The organism is Frankia sp. RB5 (assembly GCF_059816245.1).
In genome coordinates this window covers 25959-50244 of the sequence record NZ_JCBATA010000027.1, presented here as the reverse complement: position 1 = coordinate 50244, position 24286 = coordinate 25959, and the positions used below count along the sequence as shown (strand labels likewise).

At 74.5% G+C, this 24286-nt stretch carries 15 protein-coding genes; 10 read left to right on the top strand and 5 right to left on the bottom strand.

Features of this window, described 5'->3' with window-relative positions:
* Positions 1-50: 50 nt before the first annotated feature.
* Entirely contained in the window at positions 51-680 is a 630-nt protein-coding gene (locus AC6EXY_RS16415; RefSeq protein WP_499817988.1) for a TetR/AcrR family transcriptional regulator, read from the bottom strand.
* A 70-nt stretch (positions 681-750) separates the two neighbouring features.
* On the opposite strand from AC6EXY_RS16415, the gene AC6EXY_RS16410 reads away from it, so the two are divergent.
* Together AC6EXY_RS16410 and AC6EXY_RS16405 are read left to right on the top strand one after the other, a co-directional pair.
* On the top strand, positions 751-1134 hold the full coding sequence (locus AC6EXY_RS16410) for a VOC family protein (RefSeq protein ID WP_101829669.1): 384 nt from the start codon (positions 751-753) through the stop codon (positions 1132-1134).
* 66 nt (positions 1135-1200) lie between these two features.
* Positions 1201-2004 carry an alpha/beta fold hydrolase gene (locus AC6EXY_RS16405; RefSeq protein ID WP_499817987.1) on the top strand — a complete coding sequence of 268 codons (804 nt, stop codon included), beginning with the start codon at positions 1201-1203 and terminating at the stop codon, positions 2002-2004.
* 152 nt (positions 2005-2156) lie between these two features.
* Here the strand turns inward: AC6EXY_RS16405 and AC6EXY_RS16400 are convergent, their stop codons facing one another.
* Positions 2157-3671, bottom strand: a complete 1515-nt coding sequence (locus AC6EXY_RS16400; protein ID WP_101831243.1) for an MFS transporter — start codon at positions 3669-3671, stop codon at positions 2157-2159.
* 355 nt (positions 3672-4026) lie between these two features.
* On the opposite strand from AC6EXY_RS16400, the gene AC6EXY_RS16395 reads away from it, so the two are divergent.
* The gene (locus tag AC6EXY_RS16395) at positions 4027-8688 is read left to right on the top strand and encodes a bifunctional nitrate reductase/sulfite reductase flavoprotein subunit alpha (RefSeq protein ID WP_499817986.1); all 4662 of its coding nucleotides are present in this window, start codon (positions 4027-4029) and stop codon (positions 8686-8688) included.
* Positions 8689-8902: 214 nt separating this feature from the next.
* Here AC6EXY_RS16395 and AC6EXY_RS16390 read toward each other — a convergent pair whose 3' ends face one another.
* The gene (locus tag AC6EXY_RS16390) at positions 8903-9487 is read right to left on the bottom strand and encodes a Rieske (2Fe-2S) protein (protein ID WP_101831244.1); all 585 of its coding nucleotides are present in this window, start codon (positions 9485-9487) and stop codon (positions 8903-8905) included.
* Positions 9488-9947: 460 nt separating this feature from the next.
* On the opposite strand from AC6EXY_RS16390, the gene AC6EXY_RS16385 reads away from it, so the two are divergent.
* From AC6EXY_RS16385 to AC6EXY_RS16355, 7 genes are all read left to right on the top strand, one after another.
* On the top strand, positions 9948-10592 hold the full coding sequence (locus AC6EXY_RS16385; protein WP_101831245.1) for an RNA polymerase sigma factor: 645 nt from the start codon (positions 9948-9950) through the stop codon (positions 10590-10592).
* Positions 10592-11461: a Rieske (2Fe-2S) protein gene (locus tag AC6EXY_RS16380; protein WP_133150629.1), complete on the top strand. Its 870-nt coding sequence runs from the start codon at positions 10592-10594 to the stop codon at positions 11459-11461. The genes AC6EXY_RS16385 and AC6EXY_RS16380 overlap by 1 nt, the downstream gene beginning before the upstream one ends.
* Positions 11462-11652: 191 nt before the next feature.
* Positions 11653-12201 carry a plastocyanin/azurin family copper-binding protein gene (locus AC6EXY_RS16375; protein WP_207770244.1) on the top strand — a complete coding sequence of 183 codons (549 nt, stop codon included), beginning with the start codon at positions 11653-11655 and terminating at the stop codon, positions 12199-12201.
* Complete coding sequence (locus AC6EXY_RS16370) at positions 12198-13151, top strand: metallophosphoesterase family protein (protein WP_243407379.1); 954 nt, start codon at positions 12198-12200, stop codon at positions 13149-13151. Before AC6EXY_RS16375 ends, AC6EXY_RS16370 begins: the two co-directional genes overlap by 4 nt.
* The gene (locus AC6EXY_RS16365; RefSeq protein WP_243407380.1) at positions 13148-13672 is read left to right on the top strand and encodes a hypothetical protein; all 525 of its coding nucleotides are present in this window, start codon (positions 13148-13150) and stop codon (positions 13670-13672) included. The genes AC6EXY_RS16370 and AC6EXY_RS16365 overlap by 4 nt, the downstream gene beginning before the upstream one ends.
* A 107-nt stretch (positions 13673-13779) precedes the next feature.
* Positions 13780-14805 carry a fumarylacetoacetate hydrolase family protein gene (locus tag AC6EXY_RS16360; RefSeq protein WP_243407381.1) on the top strand — a complete coding sequence of 342 codons (1026 nt, stop codon included), beginning with the start codon at positions 13780-13782 and terminating at the stop codon, positions 14803-14805.
* Positions 14806-15153: 348 nt separating this feature from the next.
* Positions 15154-15507, top strand: coding sequence for a group I truncated hemoglobin (locus tag AC6EXY_RS16355; protein WP_499817985.1), 354 nt, complete (start codon positions 15154-15156; stop codon positions 15505-15507).
* A gap of 31 nt (positions 15508-15538) precedes the next feature.
* On the opposite strand, the gene AC6EXY_RS16350 is transcribed toward AC6EXY_RS16355, so the two are convergent.
* Positions 15539-17938 carry a protein kinase domain-containing protein gene (locus AC6EXY_RS16350; RefSeq protein ID WP_499817984.1) on the bottom strand — a complete coding sequence of 800 codons (2400 nt, stop codon included), beginning with the start codon at positions 17936-17938 and terminating at the stop codon, positions 15539-15541.
* 25 nt (positions 17939-17963) lie between these two features.
* Positions 17964-22721, bottom strand: a complete 4758-nt coding sequence (locus AC6EXY_RS16345) for an nSTAND1 domain-containing NTPase (protein ID WP_499817999.1) — start codon at positions 22719-22721, stop codon at positions 17964-17966.
* Positions 22722-24286 lie beyond the last annotated feature (1565 nt).

Here is a 24286-nt window from a genome sequence, read left to right as displayed (position 1 = left end):
ATGACGCTGCCACGACCCACCACGCGACAACGTCCGCGAAGAGCGCAGCTCTAAGCCGCCGTGCCGAGCAGCGCCCGGCCGAGCAGGGTGGCCGTGGTGGTCCGCCAGCGTTGCGGTGACCAGCCGAGGGCGCCGGTGGCGACCATGTAGTTCTCGACGCTGGCGATCAGGAAGGCGAGGTCGGCGGCGGCCTCGACGGTGAGCCCCGGGCGCAGTGCCGCGCGGTCGGCCAGCAGGTCGGCGAGCGCGCGGAAGGCGACGCGGCGCTGGCCCTCGTTCACCGTCCACTGCGCCGCGAGGTCGGGATCGGTCCCGACGGTGCCGCGCACGACCGCGAGCAGCGGCCCCACCCGCCCCATGATCTCGAGGCTTGCGTTCATCCAGAGCTCGATCACCCGGACCGGGTCGGGCTCGACGGTCACCTCCTCGAGCCACGGCCGGTCGAGCAGCGCGACCGGCTCGTCATCGCCGACGGCGGCCACGTCGAGCGCCTCCCTGAGCAGGGTCGCCTTGTTCCCGAAGTGGAAGTAGACGGTCTGCACGGCGACGCCCGCGCGCGTCGCGACCTGGTCGAGCGTCGTCGCGCCGTAGCCCTGGCCCAGAAACAGCTCCGCCGCCGTGGCGACGATCCGCCGCCGGGTCAGGCGGGCCTTCTCGGCCCTGCTCGGCTTGTCGTTCACCGGATAGCCCACTCACTGGAGTTTACTCCAACGATTCACTAGAGTTGGCTCTAGTCGAAGGAGGGAAACCATGCCTGACCTGGCACCGATCCACCACGTGAAGATCCCGGTCAGCGACGTCCGCGCCAGCAGCGAGTGGTACCGGCATGTCCTCGGGCTGGCGGTGGCGATCGAGTTCACCGAGGACGGTGAGCTTCGCGGCGTCGCCCTGGAGGCCCCGGACGGCAGCACCCAGATCGCACTGCGGCACGACCCCGAGCGCGCCGCCGCCCTGCGCGGCTTCGACCTCGTCGCGCTCGGCGTCCCGACCCGCGACGGCGTACACGCCTGGGCCGACCACCTCGCCGCCCTCGGCCAGCGGCACGGCGGCCTCGTCACCGGCCACCGCGGCGGCACCGTCCTCGTCGGCCTGCACGACCCCGACGGCATCGAGATCCGCCTCTACGCCGCCTGACCGACCACAGACCCGACCCACAGAGCCGACCCACAGAGCGACAACAGAGCGAGAAGGAGAACCTCCATGCGACACACCGATTCCGGCGGCGACGGCGATCCGCTCGTCCTCATCCACGCCGCGGTCTTCACCGACTGGTTCGTCCCGTTCGAGCGTGAGCCGGCCGTCGCCGGCCTACGCCGGATCCGCGTCTCCCGCACCGGGTACGCGGACCGCGCACCGGCCGCGCCGCTGTCGGTGGCCGACCACGCCGGCGAGTGCGCGGACCTGCTGCGCCGCCTCGGGATCGAGCGGGCCCGCGTCCTCGCGCACTCCTCCGGCTGCGTGGTCGCGCTACAACTGGCCCTCGACCACCCGGAGCTGGTCGGCGAGCTCATCCTGGTCGAGCCACCGCTGATAGACCCGCTGCTGGCACCGCCCGACCGGGCGATGGCCGCCGCCGCGATCGGCCCCGCTCTGGGCGCGGCGATGGGCGCCGCCGCCCAGGGCGACCTGCGCACCGCCTTCGACACCTTCCTCACCGCGGTCTGCGGATCGGAGCACCGGTCCATGATCGAGTCCGCGCTCGGCCGCGCTGGCCTGGAACGCGCCGAACGCGACTGCGGCTACTGCTTCACCGGCGAGGTGCCCGCACTCGCCGCGTGGCACTTCGACGCGGAGCTGGCACGCCGGATCGCGCAGCCGGTCCACCTCGTCGCCGGCGGCGAGAGCCCCCTGTTCACCCATCGCCTCGTCGATCATCTCGCCGCGATGCTGCCCGACGCCCGCACCACCGTCATCCCCGGCGAGAACCACCTGCTCCCCCTGCGTGCCCCCGCCACCCTCGCCGCACTCCTCGCCGCCTCGGCCCCTACTGCCACCACCGTCTGACGGCCCCGGCCCCGGCCCCCGGTGGCGTGCCTCGCCCGGCTCAGGCGCCGGGCCCTGTCACGCCGCTGGCGGCGGGCCGTCGCCGCGCTCCACGCCGAGACATGCGGCGGGGGCCGCCCGCGACGCTGCGAGCGGCCCCCGGGTCCCGGTGGTCAGGAGGTACTCGCCGCCGACGCCGTCGTCCCCGCCGGCGCCTGCTCGCCCGACACGACCGGGGCGCGCAGCTGGGCGGGGACCGCGGCGGGAGCATCACCGGCGCGGGCCGGGGCGGCCTCGATGCCACCGCGGCGCAGGTAGGACCACCACGTCACGGCGGCCATGACGACGAACAGGCCGATGTAGACCCACAGCGCCGGAGCGATCGTGCCGTACGCCTTGTTGGACTGGGCGTAGATGATCGGCACCAGGAAGCCGCCGAACGCGCCGACCGCCGAGCAGATGCCGATGGCGCCCGCGGCCTCCTCCCGCGCCCGGCGCATGGCGCCTGCGTCCCCACCGTTCTCCCGGCCGCGGCGGGCGAAGATGGCCGGGATCATCCGGTAGGTGGAGCCGTTTCCGATCCCGCTGGCCAGGAACAGCAGCATGAACGAGGCGAAGAACAGTCCGAAGTTCGGATGGTCGAGGATCTTTCCCTTCGGGCCGATGGACGCGACCGCGCCGAGCCCGCCGAGTGTCATCGCCGCGAACGCGGCCACCGTCACCCTGGCGCCGCCGAGCCGGTCACCGAGCCGACCGCCGAGCGGACGGGCCACCGAACCGACCAGCGCACCGAGGAATCCGTAGCTGAGCGCGACGTCGGCCCGGTCGAACAGCGCCGGGTTCTTCAGCAGCGCCGGAAACGCCGTCGAGTACCCGATGAAGGAGCCGAACGTACCGATATAGAGAAAGGACATGATCCAGGTCTGGCCGCGGCGCGCCGCCGACGCGGTGGAGGCGACATCGGCGCGCGCGTCACGGAGATTGTCCATGAACAGCAGGGCACCGACCGCGGCGATGATCGCCAGCGGAATGTAGATCAGCCCGATCCGGGCGAGCGCCGTGCCGGTGCCGGCCGCGATCACGGTGGCCCCGAGCTTCTGGATCACGGCCACGCCCAGGTTGCCGCCGGCCGCGTTCAGCCCGAGCGCCCAGCCCTTCTCCTTCTCCGGGTAGAAGAAGGAGATGTTCGTCATCGACGACGCGAAGTTCCCGCCCCCGACGCCGGCCACCGCCGCGATCAGCAGCAGCCAGCCCATGGACAGCTCGGGATGCTGCACCGCCCACATCATCAGCCCACAGGGGACGATGAGCAGCAGCGCCGAGAAGATGGTCCAGTTCCGCCCACCGAAGGCGGGGACCGCGAAGGTGTAGGGCAGCCGCAGGAAGGCCCCCACGCCGGAGGGCACCGCCACCAGCCACAGCTGCTGGTCGGTGGTGAGCGAGAATCCGGCCGGCCCCGGCCCGCCATGCGAGTTCGCGCCCATCTTGATGACCAGAATGCTCCACATGACCCACACGGAGAAACCGAAGTGCTCCGCGACCACGGACCAGAGAAGGTTCCGGCGGGCGATACGGCGACCGGTGCCGTTCCAGAACTCGGCATCCTCGGGACGCCACTCGTCGATCCACCGGCCTGATCGGCGGCCACCCCGCCCTGAGCGGGCCGGGTCCGTGTCGGATGTGCTCATGATGGGGGCTCCTCGGGCCGGTCACGAATACAGGTCATCTCGTCGCCGGCGACGCTAGGGATCACGTGTTTCGCCCCCTCCGACCGACCGATTACACGCCGGGAAAACACTTCTCTCGCCGCTCCCGTGCCCCCGGTGAGCGCTGTCTCGAACCTCCTCGACCATAGGGCATGGCGGCCGTCGGGCGTTCGTGTCACAACGGGGTTTCGGGTGCGTCACCGGTCGTCGGCGCGGGGTGTGTGAGGGCCGTAATCGAGGCTCCACGCCCGGCGTGACGCCCCGGAAACGTGGCCTGCCTACGGTCGGGACGCACCCGGTCACGCCGCCGGGCCCGCCCCCGACCGCGGAGGATGTGGTGTCCCCGTACCAGGCCCGACCCCCTGCGACCCGGACCATGGCGATCCTCCACGACGCCTCGACCTCCGCCCCTGACCCGTCGGCCTCGCCCGAGCCGCGCCCGGCCGAGGGCGCGGGCGAGGGCGGCCCCGTCCGCTCGGTGTGCTCCTACTGCGGGGTCGGCTGCGGGATGCTGCTCGACGTCGACGTCACGGCCCCGGGCGGCAGCCGGCTGCGCAGGGTCGCCGGCGACCGGGAGCATCCGGCGAACGCCGGGCGGCTGTGCACCAAGGGTGCGACCAGCGCCGAGATGCTGGCCGCGCCCGGTCGCCTCGCCACGGCGCGGATCCGGTCCGAGCGCGGCGGCGAGCCCGTCGACACTGCGCTGGACGAGGCGATCGTGACGGTCGCCGACCGGCTGCGGGCGATCATCGACGAGCACGGCCCGGACGCCGTCGCCCTGTACGTGTCGGGGCAGATGACCCTGGAGGCGCAGTACCTGGCGAACAAGCTCGCGAAGGGCTTCATCGGCACCAACCAGATCGAGTCGAACTCGCGGCTGTGCATGGCCAGCGCCGGCAGCGGCTACAAGCTGTCCCTCGGCGCCGACGGGCCGCCGGGCTCGTACGACGACTTCGACCACGCCGATCTCTTCCTCGTCATCGGGTCGAACATGGCCGACTGCCACCCGATCCTGTTCCTGCGGCTGATGGAACGGGTCCGCGCCGGCGCGAAGCTGATCGTCGTCGACCCGCGGCGCACCGCCACCGCCGCCAAGGCGGACCTGTTCCTGCAGGTCAGGCCAGGCACGGACCTGGCGCTGCTCAACGGGCTGCTGCATCTGCTGGCGCAGGCCGGCCAGCTCGACAAGGTGTTCATCGACGAGCACACCGACGGCTGGGACGCGATGCCCGCCCTGCTCGCCGACTACCCGCCGGACGCCGTCGCCGCGATCACCGGCCTCGCCGAGGACGACCTGCGCCAGGCGGCGTCGTGGATCGGCGCCGCCGCCGGCACCTGGATGAGCTGCTGGACGATGGGCCTCAACCAGAGCACCCACGGCACCTGGAACACGAACGCCCTGGTCAACCTGCATCTGGCGACGGGTGCGATCTGCCGTGAGGGCGCCGGGCCGTTCTCGCTGACCGGCCAGCCGAACGCGATGGGCGGCCGGGAGATGGGATACATGGGCCCTGGCCTGCCCGGGCAGCGCTCCGTGCTGGACGCCGCCGACCGCACGTTCGTCGAGCAGCGCTGGGGCCTGCCCCCGGGCCGGCTGCGCACCGACATCGGCCGCGGCACCGTGGAGATGTTCGAGAAGATGGCCGCCGGCGACATCCGGGCCTGCTGGATCATCTGCACCAATCCCGTCGCCTCGGTCGGAAACCGCGCCACCGTCCTCGCCGGCCTCGCCGCCGCGGAACTCGTCGTCGCCCAGGACGCCTACGCCGACACCGAGACCAACGCCCACGCGGACGTCCTGCTGCCGGCGTCGATGTGGGCGGAGACCGACGGCGTGATGGTGAACTCGGAGCGCAACCTCACCCTCACCCGCCGGGTCGTGGACCCGCCGGGGGAGGCGCTGGCGGACTGGCAGATCATCGCCCGCGTCGCCGCCGCGATGGGCTACGGCGAGGCGTTCGACTACGCGAGCGCCGAGGACGTCTTCGCCGAGATCCGCGGGTTCCACAACCCGGCCACCGGCTACGACCTGCGCGGTGTCAGCTACGAACGGCTGCGGAAGGGTCCGGTGCAGTGGCCGGCCGCGCCCGGCGCCGACGCGCGCAACCCGATCCGCTACCGCAACGACGGGGTGAGCCAGCCGCTGCTGACCCGCGCCGACGGCTCCCGCCCCCGCCTGGTGTTCGCCACGGCCGGGGGGCGCGCCGTGTTCCACCCCCGCCCGCACGTGCCACCCGCCGAGATGCCCGACGACGACCATCCGTTCTGGCTCAACACCGGCCGCGTCGCGCACCAGTGGCACACACTGACCAAGACCGGGCGGGTCGCGAAGCTCAACCGGCTCAACGGCGGCCCGTTCGTCGAGGTCAACCCGCACGATGCCGGCAAGCTGGGCATCGCGGACGGCGACAGTGTCGCGATCGTCTCGCGGCGCGGCCGGGCCGTGCTACCAGCGGTCGTCACGGACCGGGTGCTGCCCGGCGGATGCTTCGCCCCGTTCCACTGGAACGACCTGTACGGCGAGGACGTGACCGTCAACGCTGTCACGAACGACGCCGTGGACCCGATCTCGTTCCAGCCCGAGCTGAAGGCCTGCGCCGTCGCCCTCGCCCGGGTCGACGCCGAGCCGCCGGCCGCGCCCGCCGCGGATGCTCCCCCCACCGGCGACGCCCTGGCCGGCGGCGCGCCGCAACGCGGCGACCAGGCGGGCGATGACCAGGCGGGCGGCGATCAGGCGGGCGGCGCACGGACCGCCACTGACCAGGCCGCCACTGACCAGGCCGCCGCGGCTGGCCCACTCGGTACCGCCGACACCGCGGCGGCGTCGCCGTCGGGCGCGATGGCCGCTGCCGCGGGCGGGCTGAACGCCGTGCTCGGCCTCACGACCGCCCCGCCGGTCCTCACCGAGCCGCAACGTCACTACCTGACCGGCTTCCTCGCGGCGCTGGGCGCATCCCCACCGTTCCCCGGGGTCACCCCACGCCTGCCGGACGACGCGCCGTTCGAGCCGAACACCGCCGGCTGGATCAACGGATTCCTCGCCGGCGGCCTGGCCAGGGCGACCCCCTCCCCTGGTCACTCCCCCGCCATCGCTCCCACCGCCCCCGGCACTGGCGCGGGCGCCGGGTCACACCGCGCCGGCGGCGCGGACGGTGTCGAGGGCGGACCGGACGGCGATCGGGCCGGCGGTCCCGGCGACGGCGCGGACGCGGCCGGGGCGCGGACGGTGCAGGTGCTGTGGGCGTCGCAGACCGGCAACGCCGAGCAGGCCGCGGACGCCGTGCGCCAGCGTCTCGACGAGGCGGGCTGGTCCACGCGGCTGCGGGCGATGACCGAACCCGCCGGCGACGTGCTGCGCGAGCCGGGCGATCTGATCGTGGTGAGCAGCACCTTCGGCGACGGCGACGCCCCGGACAACGGCGAGGCGTTCTGGACGACGCTGCGCGCCGCCGACGCCCATCGGCTGGAGGGTCGCCGTTTCGCCGTGCTGGCTCTCGGGGACTCCAGCTACGCCGAGTTCTGCGGCCACGGTCGCCGGCTCGACCAGCGGCTCGCCGAGCTCGGTGCGCAGCGCCTCGTTCCCCGCGTCGACTGCGAACCCGAGTACGACGACGCCCTCGCCGACTGGCTCGACCGCGTCGTCACCGCCCTCGCGGACGTCCCCACGGCTCCCGCCGCCGACGGCTCCGCGGACGCCACCGACGCCGCTGGCATCACCGCGGCTGCCGGAGCCCCTGACGCCGGCCTGGCGACGGCGGGCCGTGTCCCGCGGCCCCGCGCGTCCGGCGAACCGACGGCCCGTGCGCCGCGGGTGGGGACGCGGCAGGCGGACGTCCCCGGCGGCGGGGCACCGTCGCGGGCGAACCCGCATCCGGCGCCACTCGTCGGCAACCTGCTGCTGAGCCGGGCGGGCTCGGAGAAGGAGGTGCGGCGGTTCACGTTCGACCTGTCCGACGGGGCGGTCGACTACGCCGTCGGCGACGCCCTCGGGGTGTGGCCGGCCAACTGTCCGCGTCTGGTCGACGAGTGGCTCGAGCTCACCGGCCTCGACCCGGCCGCCGTCGTCGACCTGGACGCACGCACCGATCTGCGCGGACCGGGCGGCGCCGGCGGGACGATGACGCTGGCCGCCGCGCTGCGTCAGCGGCTGGACATCACCTCGGTGCGCCCCGAGCTGCTGCGCTTCGTCGCCGAGCGGACCCACGACCCGCGGCTGCGCTCGCTGCTGCGCCCGGACAACCAGCTCGAACTCGCCAAGTGGACGTGGGGCCGGCAGGCCGCGGACGTCCTGACCGAGTACCCGGTGCGGGCCGACGCCGAGGAGTGGCTGGGGGTGCTGCGCGCGCTGCGGCCACGGCTGTACTCGATCTGCTCGTCACCGCTGGTCGACCCGCGCGCGGTGAGCCTGACGGTGTCCGTGGTGCGCTTCGCGGGCGGCGACGGCCGGGCCCGCAAGGGCGTGTGCTCGACCTACCTCGCCGACGCCGATCCGGGCCTGCCGGTGCCGGTGTTCGTGCAGCGCTCCCCGCACTTCCGCCCGCCGGCCGACGACGGCGCACCCGCGATCATGATCGGGCCAGGGACGGGGGTGGCGCCGTTCCTCGGCTTCCTGCAGGAGCGCCGGGCCCGCGGGGCCCGCGGCCGCAACTGGCTGTTCTTCGGCGAGCAGCGCCGCGCCACCGACTTCTACTACGCCGACGACCTCGCCGAGCTCGCCGACGCCGGCACCCTGAGCAGGCTCGACCTGGCGTTCTCCCGCGATCAGCGGGCCCGCGTCTACGTCCAGGACCGCATGCGCGAGCACGCGGCCGAGCTGTGGTCGTGGCTGTGCGACGGCGCGCACGTCTACGTGTGCGGGGACGCCACCCGCATGGCCCGCGACGTCGACCGGGCGCTGCGCGAGATCGCCGAGGCGCACGGCAGGCTCGACGCGGACGAGGCCGCCGCCTATGTCCGCCAGCTCGCCGCCGACCATCGCTACGTCCGCGACGTCTACTGAGGTCGCGGGAAAGCCTGGCCCGGACGTCAGCCCGCGCCGCGGGCGGGCCTGGGCCACGGGCGGGCCTGGGCCGGGCGCGGGCTGACGCGGGGCGCCGTCGCCGGAGACTCGGACGGCGGCGCCGCGGACTCCGGTCGGCGGCGGGAGCAGGGGACGGGCCGAACCGGATCCGCGGGCATGGGGCGCGCCGGTGCGGGCGCGAGGACCGAACGGGTCAGGTGCCGAGCACGAGGTTGGTGCCCCGCACGTTGACGGAGGCGGCCGGCAGCGGGGCCGGCGCGGGGCCGCCCTTGACCGAGCCGTCGGCGATGCTGAACCGGCTGCCGTGGCAGGGGCACATGATCAGGCCGTCGCTGACCTTGTTGACCTGACAGCCCTGGTGCGTACAGGTGCTGCTGAACGCCTTGAAGCTGCCCGCGGTCGGCTGCGTCACCACGACCTTCTGCGCGGAGAAGATCATGCCGCCGCCGACGGGGACCTCGCTGGTCGCGCCGAGGACGGTCCCGCCCGCGCCGGCGCCGGCGTCCGCGGAGGGAGCGGCGGAGCTCGCCCCGCCGTAGGCGCCACCCGAACCCGTCGTGCTCGACGGAGCCGCGTTGGAGTCGCCAGAGCTGCCGCAGCCGGCGAGCACGAGGCCGGCACCGGCCCCGACGGCGGCGACCCCCAGCACGCCGCGCCGGGACGCCGCCCGGCCCTGGCCCGAGGCCTCGTCGGCGGCGTGCCGCGCGCAGGGGGAGTCCGGCCCGCAGGTGATGGCCCGCTCGGTGGCGGCGGGGGCGAGCTCGGGAAGGGAGGCCATGCGTCTGCTCCTTGTACGTCGTCGGGCCGTGCCGTGCCAGGATCAGGTTCACCGAGGGACACGGACGGGAGCCCTGGCCGGTTCAGCCGCAAATGGTGTGATTTCGGAAAACACGGTGCTCGGACGATCGTCCCTGGTCGGCACCAGCTCGGTGGATCATGGGGACAGCGGACGTGCGGCGCCGGGGGTGGCGCCGCGGGGGTGGCGCCTGGGTCGGTCGGGCCGTGCCCGGTCGCCAGCCTCGCCGTCACCCCTGACCACCATTCGTCACCGTGCAGCCACACTGTCGCATGCGCGACACCACGCCGTGTGTAACCCCGGTACCTATCTCCTGGTGTGCTGAGGACGGCGACGGTGCCGGGTGTCCAGCCACACCCGGGAAGGACCAGGCGGCAGGCCCGGCGAGCGACGGGGGCGGAGGCGCCACACGGTGATCGGCGACGCCCGGAGGGGACGGCGGATGCCCGGCGCGGCCCACGCGTCCGCTGAGGGGCCGCCGGCCCCCGGCGGCGACGCGAGCGCGGTCCCGGGCGCCGAGGCGGGGCCGAGGCTGCGCGTCGTCGGAACGGAGGACGTCTACCCGAACTGGGACGCGATCTACCGGGACAACATCGACCGGATCTACCGCCTGATGTACGCCAAGGTCGGCAACCGGGCCGATGCCGAGGACCTGACCGCCGAGGTCTTCCTGACCGCGCTGCGGCCGCTGCGGGTGTCGGCGAGTGTCGGCGAGGTCCGCGCCTATCTGCTCGCCGTCGCCCGCACGACCCTCGCCGCCCACTGGCGGCGCACCCTGGGGATCGTGGTGACGACACTGGATGGTGAGCAGCTGGAGGCGGCCGCCGGCCAGAGTCGCGAGACGACCCCGGACGCCGGCGGCGGCTCGTCCACGGCCGGGCCGGCGGACGGTCAGGCCCCGCAGGCGGAGACGATCCTGGCCGGGCTGTCACCACGGGACGAACGGATCCTGAGGCTACGGTTCCTGGAGTCGCGGTCGATTCGGGAGGCGGCGGCCGAGCTGGGGGTGACCGTCGCGAACGCGAAGGTCCTCCAGCACCGGGCGTTGCGCCGGGCGGCCGAGCTGACCCGGCGGAGGGAGGCGTGATGCGACGTGACCCGCGCCGGCGCGGTGCGCGCCGACCCGATGCGCGCGACCACATCGAGGATCTGCTCGCCGACCGCCGGCCCCAGCCGTTCCCGGCCACCGACGAGGACGCCGCCGAGCTGCGGGCCGCCATCACCCTGCGCGCCGCGGCGCCCGGCGCCGACACCCCCGACCCGGACTTCGTCGCCGCCCTGCACCGACGGCTGGCCGCGGCCGCCGAGGCCGACGCACGGGCGGACGTCGAGGGGCGGGCCGACGCCGGAACCGCTCTCACCGGCGAGCACGCACGGCCGCCGGCGTCGGCACAGGCCAACCCACCCGAGACGAGGCCCGCCGGTGAGGCCGCGGCCGGCCCGCCGCGGCCCGCGCTCGGTGAGGCGCGGCGCACGGGGGGCGGCACGCGGCGGCGGTTCGTGACGGTCGGATCGATCGCGGCGGCGGGGACCGCGGCCGGCGTGGCGGTCGGGGCTGTCGTCGGGCGCGCGACCGGCGACGACGACGCGCCCTCGACGACCGCGACCGACGACGTCCTGATGCCCACGACGGCGTCCTGGTGGACCGTCGCGACCAGCCAGGACCTGCCGGAGGGCGGCGTGCGGGCGTTCGACCTCGGCACGGTGTCGGGTTTCGTGCGGCGCACGGAAGGCCAGGTCCGTGCCGTGTCCGGTGTCTGCACCCACCAGGGCTGCCAGCTCGCCCTCGACGCGGCGGCCCGCCGCCTCGCCTGCCCCTGCCACCGGACGGTCTTCGCCCTGACCGGCGAGGTCGTCCACTCCCAGCTGCGCACACCGCCCCGCACGCTGCCCGAGATCCAGGTCCGCGAGGTGTCCGGCAAGGTCCAGGTCCTCGCCCCGCCCCGGCCCGCCTGACCCACACCCGCACGACCCCCACTCGGTTCCGGGCATTTCCGCGCGGTGTCTCGACAATGCTGGAACGGGCCCGGTGCCACGTTCAGGAAAATCGGCCGAGGTGTAACCCGCTCTCCTATCAGTAGGTGAGGAGTCCGCACCGGCGCGGACCGCGACGACACAGGCCCGCCAGGGGCCGGATCGGTTCTGTGGTGACACTGACCTCCGCCAGCCGACGGCAACGCATGCCGTACACGGCGGCCATTCTCCTGACACTCGCGCTGGCCGTTCTCGCGGCCTGCGGCTCGAACGGTTCGCCGTCCGCGGCCGCGTCCGCCGCGCCGCCCGCCTTCAATTCCGGGACGAACGGCACCGGCGCCTCGGCCGCGCCGGGAACCACCACGGCGGGAACGCCCATGCCAGGTATGTCGACGCCAGGTATGTCGACGCACGGAATGAGCATCCCCGCGGCCGGCGCACCCGGCGCGGCTGCGGCCGGGAAGCCCGTCGCCGGAAACGCCGTCGACATCAGGAACTTCGCGTTCGCGCCCGGCGACCTGACCGTCCGCGTCGGCACGACGGTCACCTGGACGAACCGGGACGGCGACGCGCACACCGTCGTCAGCACGAACGGGCCGCTGCACTCGAGGACCCTGAACACCGGCGACACCTACCAGTACACGTTCACCAGGGCGGGGACCTATTCCTACCTGTGCTCCATCCACCCGTTCATGGTCGGCACCGTGCGGGTGACGGCGTGAGCGCCCCGCGGCCGCCCGGCGCCGCCGACGGCCCGGGGATGTCACGGCGCCAGCTGACCCGACACGCGTCGTGGTTCGGCGCGGCGGTCGGCCTGACCGTCGTCGGCGGGGAGGTGACCCGGCACGTCGTGGGCGGGTCGAGTGCCACCGCCTCCCCCGCGCCGATCCCGGACATCCGTTTCGTTCAGGTCAGCGACAGCCATCTCGGCTTCACCGGGAAGGCGAACCCGGACGTCACCGGATCGTTCGAGCGGGCCATCAACCAGGTGAACGCCCTGCCGAACCGCCCGGACTTCGTCGTGCACACCGGGGACCTGACCCACCTGTCCACCCCGGCGCAGTTCGACCAGGTGAAACAGATGATGTCCGGGCTGCGGACGCCGGCAGTGTACACGGTGCCCGGGGAACACGATTCGGTCGACGACGGCGGGCGCGCCTATCGGGCCGCGTTCGGCGCTGGGACGCGCGGGGAGGGCTGGTACAGTTTCGACCTGCGGGGTGTGCATTTCATCGGCCTGGTGAACACCTTCACCCTGGAGGCGCTGGGTCATCTCGGCGCCGATCAGATCGATTTCGTCCGCAAGGACGTCGCCGGACTTTCCGCCGACACCCCGATCGTCGTCTTCAGCCACATTCCGCTGTTCGCCATGTACCCGAAGTGGGGCTGGGGAACGGACGACGCGGCGGCGGTCCTCAACCACCTGCGGCGATTCTCGTCGGTCACCTGCCTCAACGGGCACGTGCACCAGCTGTTCACCAGGCGCGAGGGAAACGTGACCTTTCACAGCGCGACGACGACCGCGTATCCCCTTCCCCGTCCCGGCCAGGCCCCCGCGCCCACGCCTCAGACACTGCCCGCCGGCATGCTCGCCGGCGCGCTCGGCATCCGCGAGGTCACGTACCATCCGGGAAATCCCAGCCTCGCCCTCACCGACAGCAGGCTCGCGTGACCGGCCCGGAGCTGACACGGCGAACGCCCGGCGCTTCCGGCGCCCCCGACATTTCTGGCGCTTCCGACGCGCCGGCCTCGGCCGCCCGGGCCGGTGGCTGGTGGCGGGTGGTCTGGCAGTGGTGGTGGACGAACCCCCGTGAGCTCGCCGGCCGGATCGTCGCCGTGGCGCTGCTCACCGCCAGCGGGTACATCCACCTGGACCTCTACAGCGACGGGTACCGGGTCATCCCGAAGGTCGGCGACATGTTCCTGCTGCAGGAGAGCGGGGCGTTCGCCGTCTCGGCGCTGCTCCTGCTACGGGCCACGCCCCTGCTGCGGCTCGCGGCCGCAGGCCTGGCCGCGGGCGCGCTGATCGGTTTCGTCCTGTCCCGCACGGTGGGCGTGTTCGACTTCACCGAACGCGGTCTGCAGCCGTCCCCCGACGCGCTGCTCAGCGTGCTGACCGAGGTGGCGCTGCTCCTCGTCCTCGCCACTCCCCTCGCCGCCCGGGCGCTGCGCCGGTCGTCCGCGGGGGGCTGACCGGCCGCGCCGGACTGGCGCGCATCGCTGCCGCCGACGCCTCCGGGACGGGCCCCACCCGCTCATCCCGGCGGCGTCGGCGGCCGGCGTGCGCGAGGATGCGTCGCATGCGGTTCGTGGGGATGCGTGACGGGCACCGGGTCGACGTCGGCGTGCTGGTGCCGGCCGGCGGAAACGGCCCGGCGCCGTCGGTGGCCCGCCTCACCGACGTCGACGACTTCTACGCCGACCTCGCCGGCTGGACCACCCGCGCCCGCACGCTGCTCGCCAGCCCCGCACCCGGCACGTCCACCCCCGGCGCGCTCGGCCCCGGCGCGCTCGGCCCCGGCACACCCAACCGCGTCGCGCTCGGCCCCGACGGACCCGACGGCGTCACGCCATACCGCGTCACGCCCAACAGCCTCGCGCCCAACAGCCTCACGCCCAACAGCCTCGCGCCCAACAGCCTCGCGCCCGACGGGGTCTCGCTCGCGCCGCCTGTACCCGCCGGGGCGCGGATCCTCGGCATGGGGCTCAACTACCACGCGCACGCCGCAGAGATCGGTTCGGCGCCACCGAAGCGCCCGCCGCTGTTCGGTCGGTGGACGGCCTCGCTGTCCGTGGACGGCACCCCGGTCCCCGTTCCGCCAGGGGAGCGCGGGCTGGACTGGGAGGGCGAGCTCGCGGTCGTCGTCGGCGCCCGGCTGACCGACGTCGACGAGGACACCGCGGCCCGCGCCGTGTTCGGCTACGCGGTGTTCAACGACCTGAGCGCCAGGCGGGCCCAGGGTGCCTCGGCGCAGTGGACGCTCGGCAAGAACGCCGACCGCAGCGGCCCGATGGGCCCGGTGGTGACCGCCGACGAGGTCGGCGATCCGGCGGCCGGCCTTCGGCTGATCACCCGAGTCAACGGCGAGATCGTCCAGGACGGCGACACGAGCGACATGATCTTCTCGATCGGCCACATCCTGTCCTTCGTCAGCCGCACGCTGACGCTGAACCCCGGCGACGTCCTGATCACCGGCACCCCCGCCGGCGTCGGCTACGTCCGCACTCCCCCGCGCTATCTGGTCCCCGGCGACGTCGTCGAGGTCGAGATCGACCGCGTCGGCCGCCTCCGCACCCCCATCGTCGACGCCTCCGCCCGCCCCTGACCGCCCCGCCCGGCCCGGTCCGCGTCCGAGGGGCTGCCACACCAGCCGACCGGGATCACGGTATTCGACGGGCCCACCTCCGAGCCGCCCATCTTGTCGGGCGCCGCCCCCACCGTCGTTCCACGAAACACCTCGACCCTGGAATCCGGCCAGCTCAGACGGCACGGCAGCCACCCCCAGCCAGTGCGCCGACCATGGGTGTCGGGCCACTGGACCCACGCTTCCCCCGGCCACGCGCCTCCACTATCCGGACATTCGCCCTATTCCCGGCGATGGCGCCGCGGGGGTTGGGTGGAAACGTCGGACAGGCAGCGGCCACGCCGCCTCCACCGCGAAAGCGAGGCCCACATGAGTACGTACGACACGATCGGCGGAGCAGCGTCCGTGCAGGCAGCGGTCGACGACTTCTACGTCCGCATCAACGCCGACCCGTCGCTGGCCCCCTACTTCGCCGGCCGCGACATCGCCAGCCTCAAGGAGCACCAGCGCGCCTTCATCGCCGCCGCGATCGGCGGCCCCGAGGTCTACCAGGGCCGCCCGATGCGCGCGGTCCACCAGCCCCTCGGCATCACCGACGCCCACTTCGACGCCGTCGTCACCCACCTGCTGGCCGCCATCTCCGGCCTCGGCGTCCCCGCCCCCACCGCCGCCGACATCGCAGCCGCCCTCGCCCCCCTGCGCGCCGACGTCGTCGCCGCCTGACAGTCGGTCTGCGCGATTCCACGCCCCGCGCTCACTCGATCCCGAGGTGAGCGCGGGGCGACCAGCGTGCTGGCGGTGCGGGCGGTGGGAAACGGTGCAGCAGGTGGCGGGCGGGGTCCGCGACGAGGATCGTGCCGTCGGACGTGGTGGTGAGGCCGACGGGCCGGGCCGGCCCGGCGGGGGCGACGGTGAAGGTGCGGACGCGGGCGTCGGATGTCAGTTCGCGGACGCGGGAGGAGTCGGGGTCGGCGAGCAGGAGGCCGCCGGCGGCGGTGACGGCGAGGGCGTGCGGGCGGCCGATGTCGGCGATGCGGGCGGGAGCGTCCTCCTCGGGTGAGGCGCCGTAGACCATGCCGGCGACGGTGGTGATGGTGCCGTCGGCGTGGATCGCGCGCAGGAGGCGGTTGTCGGTGTCGGCGACATAGACGATCTCGGTGGTGTGTGGCCCGACCACGGTGGTGATGACGGCGTGGGGGCGGCGGAGTTGGGCGAGCTGGGCGGGGCCGGCGTCGCCGGACTGGCCGGGGGTGCCGACGCCGGCGAGGGGAGCGGCGAGTCCGTCGGGGTCGACGCGGATGACCTGGTGGCCGCCGAGGGTGGTGACGAGCAGGCGGCCGTCGGCGTCCAGGCACAGGCCGTGGGGCTGGGCGAGGTCGAGCGTGGTGGCGGGGCGGGGCATCGGACCGGGTGGGGGGCCGGCGCGGCCGGTGCCGGCGACCGTGTCGATGCGGCCGTCGGGGGTGATGCGGCGCAGGCGATGGGTGAAGCTGTCGGCGACGAACAGGGTGCCGTCGGCGGCGAGGGCCAGGCCACAGGGGTTGTCCAGCTCAGCGTCGACGGCCGGGCCGCCGTCACCGCGTCCACCGCCGCGGCCGCAGCCGGCGACCGCGGTGATCGTCGCGTCGGGGTCGACGCGCACCACCCGGTGGCGCAGCCGCTGCGACACGAAGACCGCGCCATCCGGTGCCGCGACGACGCCGTACGGGTACTCGACCCGCAGCGCGCCGCCGCCCGTTCCCGCGTCGTGGGGTGTCCCTCGCGGGATCGTGCCGCCGCCGGGGAGAGTCCCGCCGTCGCCGCGGCTGCCGCGTCGGGAGGCTCGGCCCCCCGACGACCCACGGCGCAGCACAGCGGCCCATCGACGACCAGGCTCCGACGTGGGAGTGCCGTCGGACCCGGGACCGGCACCGGCCTCGGAACCGACATCGGTCATGGCCGGCAGGTCGGTAATGGCCGGCAGGGAGGCGGTGGGAGGCCGTCTGTCGGACGGCGGGTTGTTGGACTGAGGCCGCGTGTCGGGCGGCGGGGTGTTGGGAGGCCGCGTGTCGGGCGGCGGGGTGTCGGGCTGGGGCGAGGGTAGCGCGCGGGTCTGCGGCCCGAGCTGCTCCGGCGGCGTGCTGAGGGGCGACTCGCGGTGTACGGCTGGGATGGGCCTCGGGCCAGGCGGGATGGTCGAGGTCGCGGCGCGGGCGGCGTCGCGGATGTCGTCGTCGAGGCGGACGGGCAGGGGGGTGCGGGCGAGCCAGTCGGGGCCGAGGGCGTGGGCGGCGGCGGTGGCGAGGTCCAGGGCGAGGGCGTGGGCGGACGGGTGGCGGTCGGCGGGGTCCTTGGCCAGCGCGCGGGCGACGACGGCGGCGACGGCGGGCGGCACCGCGTCCAGCGGGGGTGGCGGGGTGCGCAGGTGCAGGGTCATGAGCTGGGTCATCGGCAGCGAGCGGGCGAACGGGGGGCGGCCGCTGAGCAGCTCATAGAGGACGACGCCGAGGGCGTACAGGTCGCAGGCGGGGCCGAGGGGACGGCCGTCGAACTGCTCGGGTGCCATGTAGACGGGGGTGCCGACGAACGTGCTGGGGGCCGCGCCGGAGGCGCCGACGAGCTTGGCGATGCCGAAGTCGGTGACCTTGAGCAGGCCGTCGGCGGTGAACAGCATGTTGTCGGGCTTGACGTCGCGGTGCAGGATGCCGCCGTCGTGGGCGCAGCGCAGGGCGGCGCAGGCGGCGAGGCCGACGGCGGCGACCGTGGCGACGGTCAGGCCGTTCGCGGCGAGGGTGCGGGCGCTGCCGCCGGCGAGGCGCTCCATCACCAGCAGGCACAGGTCGGCGGACTCGACATAGTCGTAGATACCGACGATGTGGGGATGGTCGAGGCCGGCGAGCACCCGGGCCTCGGCGAGGAAGCGGCCGTGGGCGCCGCCGTCGGAACCGGCCGTGGACAGCACCTTGATGGCGACGCTGCGGCCAAGCCGACGGTGCCGCCCGGCGAGCACCACCGCGTGGCCGCCGTGGCCGAGCACCGCCGTCACGTCATAGGCCGGCAACGCGTCGGCGACCCGTTCGGTGACCGATCGCTGCGACCCGAACCCGCCCGGCCGCGCCGACCCCGCACTGTTCATCGCCGCCACGGCCCTCGCGTCGACGACCCCCCTGCCCACGAGCCCCTCGGTGACACGGTGAGGCTCAGCCGCAGGGCGGATCGTAGCCGAGGTCGGGCAGGTACTGCTTCCATTCGGCGCGGGTCAGCGGGTCGCCGGCGCGGGAGCAGAGGGCCGACTCGGTGGCCCGGGCGTCCAGGCTCCAGACGAACCCCACGACCTGGTAGGGCGCGCCGACGACGTACGCACCCGTCGGCGCGAACGCGACCGCGGCGAAGCCGTTGTACCGGCCGGCGAACGTCGCGTACGGTTTCGGGTCCCCGCCGCCGGAGACGTCCCACAGCCGCACGACCCCGTTCGCGCCGCCGACGGCCGCCGCCATGAGCCGGCTGTCGGGGCTGAACTCGATCGCGTTGACGCCGGCACCCAGACCGATCAGCGGGGTGAGCGCGCGCGGGGCCCGCCGGTCGCGGACGTCCCACCGGGCGATCTGGGTGTCGAAGCTGCCGACCGCGAGGGTGTCGCCGTCGCGGCTGAACGCGACGGTGATCAGCGCGCTGGTGAAGCCGCCGATCGTGCCGAGCCCGACCGGATGGTCGAGGTTGGTGACGTCCCACAGCCGGACTGTACGGTCACTGCTGCCCGACGCGAGGGTGCGCCCGTCGGGGCTGAAGCTGACCGTGGACACGTCGTAGCGCTGCCCGCCGAACACGGCCCGCTGGCGGGGGGCGGCGCGGTCGGCGATGTCCCACAGGGCGATGCGGGCGTCGGAGCCGGCGAGCGCCAGCGTGCGCCCGTCCGGGCTGATCTTCAGGTCGGCGATGCCGCCGATGCCGGGATGCACGGTGGCGAGCACGCGGGGGTGGCGCGGGTCGGCGACGTCCCACAGCAGGACGGTGCCGTCGAAGCCGGTGGTGGTGTCGAGGCTCGCGGCGACGAGGACCTTGCCGTCGGGGGTGAAGCGGACGTTGTCGGCGGCGGCGTTCAGCCCGGTGAGCTCGGCGGCGGGCACCGGGCGGGCCGGGTCGGTGGTGTCCCACAACCGAACGGTGTTGGCATAGTCGCCGGTGGCCACCACCCGCCCGTTCGGGGCGACGGCCGTCGACCACAGGAACTTCGACGCTCCGACGAGGGTGGCGCCGGGGACGTCCCACAGCCGCAGGGTGCGGTCGTCGGCGCCGCTGGCCAGCGTCCGCCCGTCGGGGCTGAACGCGACCGACCAGACCTTCGATCCGTGCGGGAGGACGGCGACGGTGTCACCGTGGCGGGTCGGGTCGTAGATCTCCACGGCGTTGCTCGCCGCGACGGCGACCAGGCCCGCCGTGTTCACCGCGACCGACGTGACGGCGCGGACCTCGTCGATGACCTGCACGACGGTGGGATGGCGCGGGTCGCTGACGTCGTAGACGCGGGCGGTGGTGTCATCGCCGCCGGTGACGGCGAGCCGGCCGTCGGGGCTCAGCGCCACCGAGCGGATCGTCGTCGAGGCGCTGAGCACGACGTTCGAGCCGACCTCGCTGGTCAGCTCGCCGAGCGGCGCCGGGGCGGCGACGTCACGCACGTCCCACAGCAGCGCGCGGCCGTCGTCGCCGCCGGTGAGCAGCTCGGAGCCGTCGGCGCTGTAGGCGAGTGCCCGCACGTTCGCGGTGTGCGCGGTGACGGCGCCGACCTGGCGGACCGCGGCGACGTCCGCGACGCTCCACAGCCGCACCTGCGCGCCCCAGCCGCCGGTGGCGAGGATCCGCCCGTCGGGGCTGAACGCCAGCCCGTACACCGAGTCGGTGGCGCCGGGCAGGGTCGCGGCGAGTGCCGGGTGGGCCGGGTCGGTCAGCGTCCACAGCCGCACGGTGCGGTCGTCGCCGCCGGTGGCGAGGTAGCGGCCGTCCGGGCTGAAGGCGACGGACTTCACCGCGAGTCGGTGCCCGCGGATGGTGGCGAGCGGCGTGCGCCGGGACGGGGCGGCGGCGTCCCACAGGGCGACCGACCAGTCGTCGCTGGCGGCGGCGACGAGACGGCCGTCGCGGCTGTAGGCGACGGCGCCGATCGGGCGGGTCTGGCTGCCGAGATGGCGGGTGGCGAAGCCGTAGCCGCTGGCGAACGTCGACAGCAGGGCGCTGCGCGCCTCCGGCGTCGGGGCGAGCCGGTAGGCGACGGCGGCGAGCTGGGCGGCGGCGAGGGGGTCGGCGGCGCGCAACTGCGCGGCCTGCCGGCCGATCGCGACCGAGCGGGCCTCGTCACGCTCGTCGGCGACGCGGGCCCGCTGCCAGAACGCGAACGCCATCGCCCCGCTCGCGACGAGGACCAGCACCGTCAGGGCGGCGACGAGCTGGCGCAGCCGTCGGGTGCGGCGCGCCTCGACGTGGCGGGCCGCCTGCTCGGCGGCGACGGAGGCGGCGAGGAAGTCGCGGGCCGCCGGGGTCGACGCCGACCCGCCTGGCTCGTTGTCGACCGACTCGCGGGCGGCGGCCAGCCGGCTGCCGGTGAACAGGTAGGACGGGTCGCGCCCGCCGTTGTCCCAGCTCGTCGCGGCGTCGGCGAGGCGCTGGCGGGCCACGGCCGCGGCCCGGTCGACCTCGATCCACTCACGCAGCCGCGGCCACGACCGCAGCAGCGCCTCGTGCGAGATCTCGACGCTGTCCGCGTCCGCGGTCACCAGCCGCGCCCCGACCAGCGCGTCCAGCACGCCGGCGACCACCGTCGACGGCGCGGCCGGCAGCGTCGTCGCGCCCGCGGTCGTCCCCGCCGTCCCCGCCGTCCCCGGCTCCCGCGGCTCCCGCGGCTCCCGCGGCTCGGACAGGGCGAGCAGCTCGGCGCGGGGGACGCGGCGGCGGGTGTCGTCGGTGCCGTCGCCGAAGCGGACCAGCCGCAGCATGATCTGCCAGGCGAGGTCCTGGCCGGCGGCGTCGAACGCGCCGAAGGTCTCCTCGGCGGTACGGGCGATCGCCCCGCGCAGACCGCCGACCCGCAGATAGCCGGCGACCGTGAGGGTGCCGTTCTCCCGCTCCTGCCAGGTGGCGCGCAGCGCGTGGGCGAGCAGCGGCAGCGATCCCGGGTCGGCGACGACGCCGTCCTCGCTCGCGCCGAGGTCGTGCACCATCAGGTCGACGAGGCCCGGTTCCACCGCGAGGCCCACCGTCTCGGCCGGGCGGACGATGGCGTCGCGCACCTCGGCGGCGGTCATCGGGCCGACGACCACCTGGCCGCGCTGCAGCGCGTCGACCAGCTCCGGGTGGGCGGCGCACCAGCCGTAGAAGTCCGCGCGCACGCCGAGGACGACGACCGCAGGCGGGCTGTCCGCCCCGTCCCCGCGGGCGGCGGCGACGAGCGCGCGGATGAAGGCGGTGCGCTCCCGCTCATCGGCGCACAGGGTGAACGTCTCCTCGAACTGGTCGACGACGATCACCACCCGCCGGGTCGCCCCGGCCCCGCCGGCCGCCGGGCGCAGCGCGAGCAGGTCCGCGAGGGCGCCGACGAAGCGCTCCGGTTCGGACACGACGTCCAGCCGGGCCGCGGCGAGCACCGACAGCCCCGCCGCGGCCGCGAGCCGACCGGCCAGCTCACGTGCCGGATGATCGGTGGGGGTCATCACCACCTGCGGCCAGCCGCGCGCCCCCGCCACCGCGCCGCGGGCAAGCGCCGGCAGCAGGCCGGCGCGCAGCAGCGACGACTTCCCCGATCCGGACGCCCCGACGAGCACCAGCGGACCGGCGCCGCCGAGGCGGTCCTCCAGGCGGGACAGCGCGTCGGCGACGGCCCGTTCGCGGCCGAAGAACCACTGCCGCGTGCCACCGTCGAACGAGGCGAGCCCCGGATACGGGCACTGCTCGTCCGCGGCGGACGCCCGCCGGGCGAGGGCGCCGGACACGGCGGTCGGTCCGGGCTCCGCGCTCGCCCGGGGCACCTCGGCGGACCCGGACGCCGCGGGCGCTCCGGCCGGGTCGGCCGCCGGCCGCGGGACGGGTGTCACCACCGGTCCGGGGCCGTCCGCGAGCAGGGCGGTCGGGGCCGCGGCCAGGTCCGCGATCGGCGGTGTGTGCGCCACGTTGTACGCCATGATCACCTGGTCCGACCAGGTGGCGGCGCTGCGCAGCACGGTGTGGCCACGCATGGCCACCCGGCGGGTGGCGGCCCGGATCAGCCGCTCGACGGTGAGCTCGACCGGACCGTCCGGGTCGCCGTTGACCAGCAGGTGCGCCCACTCCTCGAGCAGCGGAGCCGGGCTCTGCCCGGTCCCGGGCGGCGGGGCGGAGACCAGGACGACGACCTCGACGTCGGGGCCGGCCGCGGCCAGGATCTCGGTGCCCTCCCCGGCGGCGCCCGGCGCAGCGGCCGGGCGTGGCGGTGCCTCGCCGTCCGGGACCCCGCGGTCGTCGGGAACGGCGTCATCACCCGGGACCGAGCGGCTGATCGGGACTGGTTGATCGCTCAGGACGACGCGCACGACGTCGACGACGACGAGTCGGCGCGGGGCCGGGCTCGCCGCGACCGCCGCCAGCAGCGAGGTCAGCGGCAGCCAGGTGTGCGCCAGGCGGTGGGGTCGGGTATCCGAGGCCGCCGTGCCCAGGTAGAGGGCGCCATCGCCGGCGGTGGCCAGAAGGCCCTGGAAACAGACCGCTAGCGCCTCGGCCGCGTCCTCGGCGACGTCCGCGACCGCCTCGCCGAGCTCCAGCGGGCTCGACGGGTCGGTGACCAGCCGCAGGCCTTCCTCGGCCAGGCCGCACCGGTCCACCAGCGCCCGCCCGAGGGCGGGTGGGGCGGCATGGCCACCCGTGCCCACCACCAGCGCCCGCGCGCCGGCGGCGCCCAGAACCAGTGGCGACGTCCGCGACGCCGATGACCGCATCACCCGTTGCCCCCCGATGCCTACGCGGGGTACCGAGCGCCCCAGCCCGGTCATTCGCCCACGCGGCGTCGCCATCGTAGAGGATTCGCGTGATTCCAGTACCGACCGGAACAGATGTCGTTGCGGCGCCTCTGTCGTTGCGGCGCCTCTCCGGGCGCGCCTGCGACCGCCCTGTCGCCGCCGACGGTCGTATCCGGCGGTCGGACGGGACGATGGTGGCCGCACGGCGGCCCGGCCTGGGCCCGCCGACGCCCGGGGTTCACCGTCCGACAGTTGCCGAAAACCGCGGAGAATACCTCCGGCGGGCATTTCACTGATCCACGGTCGAGCCAAACAGGAATTACGCAGCCAATACGCCAACGACCACCCATCGAAGGGCCTTTCCACGTCCGGCGTGTCACCTCCAGATGATCATCTGCTTCTGATATCGATTGGGCCCGTCACCGACGGCCACGGGGCCGGGGGGCCAAGCGGCGACAAGGTAGCGGTAAGGCGGATTTCGACTCTCCAGCTAGATGCCGAGCCAAAACGTCGATCCGACGGAATTCGCCGGAATGAACGGAGGCCGGGTGCGTCCGACGGCCGGGACAAGCCGGTATCGGACCCCCACCAGCAGCACGGCGGGACGAAGGCTGCCAGCCCAGCAGACCCACGGGAAACGAAGGGAAGAGCAGACAGCCAAGGAAACAGCCCCACTCACCATCACTCCCGGCCATCGCCGCCACGCGGCACACCACTTTCCCATCAATCCATTCACAGCAGAAACGGAGCATCAGATGAATCGTAACTCCCTGAACAGGGCCATCGTCAGAACAGCATTCATGCTGTCGGCGACGACTGGCGTGCTCGCCCCGCTGGCGATCGGCCAGGCGGCCATGGCCCAGGCGGCGGAGGTCCCGGGACCGGCCGGCGTGGTGAGCGGCACCCCGCAAGCCCTGAACATCTTCGATGATGACAAGGACCGAGGTCCCCAGGGACCGCGGGGACCGCAGGGTCCGCGCGGCTTCCAGGGACCGCAGGGCGCTCAGGGAGCTCAGGGAGCCCAGGGAGCCCAGGGCCCGCGCGGCTTCCAGGGACCCCGTGGCTACCAGGGACCCCGTGGCTACCAGGGAGCGCAGGGAGCCCAGGGAGCCCAGGGAGCTCAGGGCGCTCAGGGCCCGCGCGGCTTCCAGGGACCCCGTGGCTACCAGGGACCCCGTGGCTACCAGGGACCCCGTGGCTACCAGGGACCCCGTGGCTACCAGGGAGCTCAGGGAGCTCAGGGAGCTCAGGGAGCTCAGGGCCCGCGCGGCTTCCAGGGACCCCGTGGCTACCAGGGACCCCGTGGCTACCAGGGAGCGCAGGGCGCCCAGGGAGCCCAGGGAGCTCAGGGAGCCCAGGGCGCTCAGGGAGCCCAGGGCGCTCAGGGCGCTCAGGGCGCTCAGGGCCCGCGCGGCTTCCAGGGACCCCGTGGCTTCCAGGGACCCCGTGGCTACCAGGGAGCGCAGGGCGCCCAGGGAGCTCAGGGCGCTCAGGGCGCGCAGGGAGCGCAGGGAGCGCAGGGAGCGCAGGGAGCGCAGGGAGCG

Excerpts from the sequence above, each read along its gene's own strand:
- AC6EXY_RS16400 (WP_101831243.1), bottom strand. The coding sequence starts at position 3,671 with ATGAGCACATCCGACACGGACCCGGCCCGCTCAGGGCGGGGTGGCCGC.
- AC6EXY_RS16380 (WP_133150629.1), top strand. The coding sequence starts at position 10,592 with ATGCGACGTGACCCGCGCCGGCGCGGTGCGCGCCGACCCGATGCGCGC.
- AC6EXY_RS16360 (WP_243407381.1), top strand. The coding sequence starts at position 13,780 with ATGCGGTTCGTGGGGATGCGTGACGGGCACCGGGTCGACGTCGGCGTG.
- AC6EXY_RS16385 (WP_101831245.1), top strand. The coding sequence starts at position 9,948 with ATGCCCGGCGCGGCCCACGCGTCCGCTGAGGGGCCGCCGGCCCCCGGC.
- AC6EXY_RS16410 (WP_101829669.1), top strand. The coding sequence starts at position 751 with ATGCCTGACCTGGCACCGATCCACCACGTGAAGATCCCGGTCAGCGAC.
- AC6EXY_RS16345 (WP_499817999.1), bottom strand. The coding sequence starts at position 22,721 with ATGCGGTCATCGGCGTCGCGGACGTCGCCACTGGTTCTGGGCGCCGCC.
- AC6EXY_RS16355 (WP_499817985.1), top strand. The coding sequence starts at position 15,154 with ATGAGTACGTACGACACGATCGGCGGAGCAGCGTCCGTGCAGGCAGCG.
- AC6EXY_RS16390 (WP_101831244.1), bottom strand. The coding sequence starts at position 9,487 with ATGGCCTCCCTTCCCGAGCTCGCCCCCGCCGCCACCGAGCGGGCCATC.
- AC6EXY_RS16405 (WP_499817987.1), top strand. The coding sequence starts at position 1,201 with ATGCGACACACCGATTCCGGCGGCGACGGCGATCCGCTCGTCCTCATC.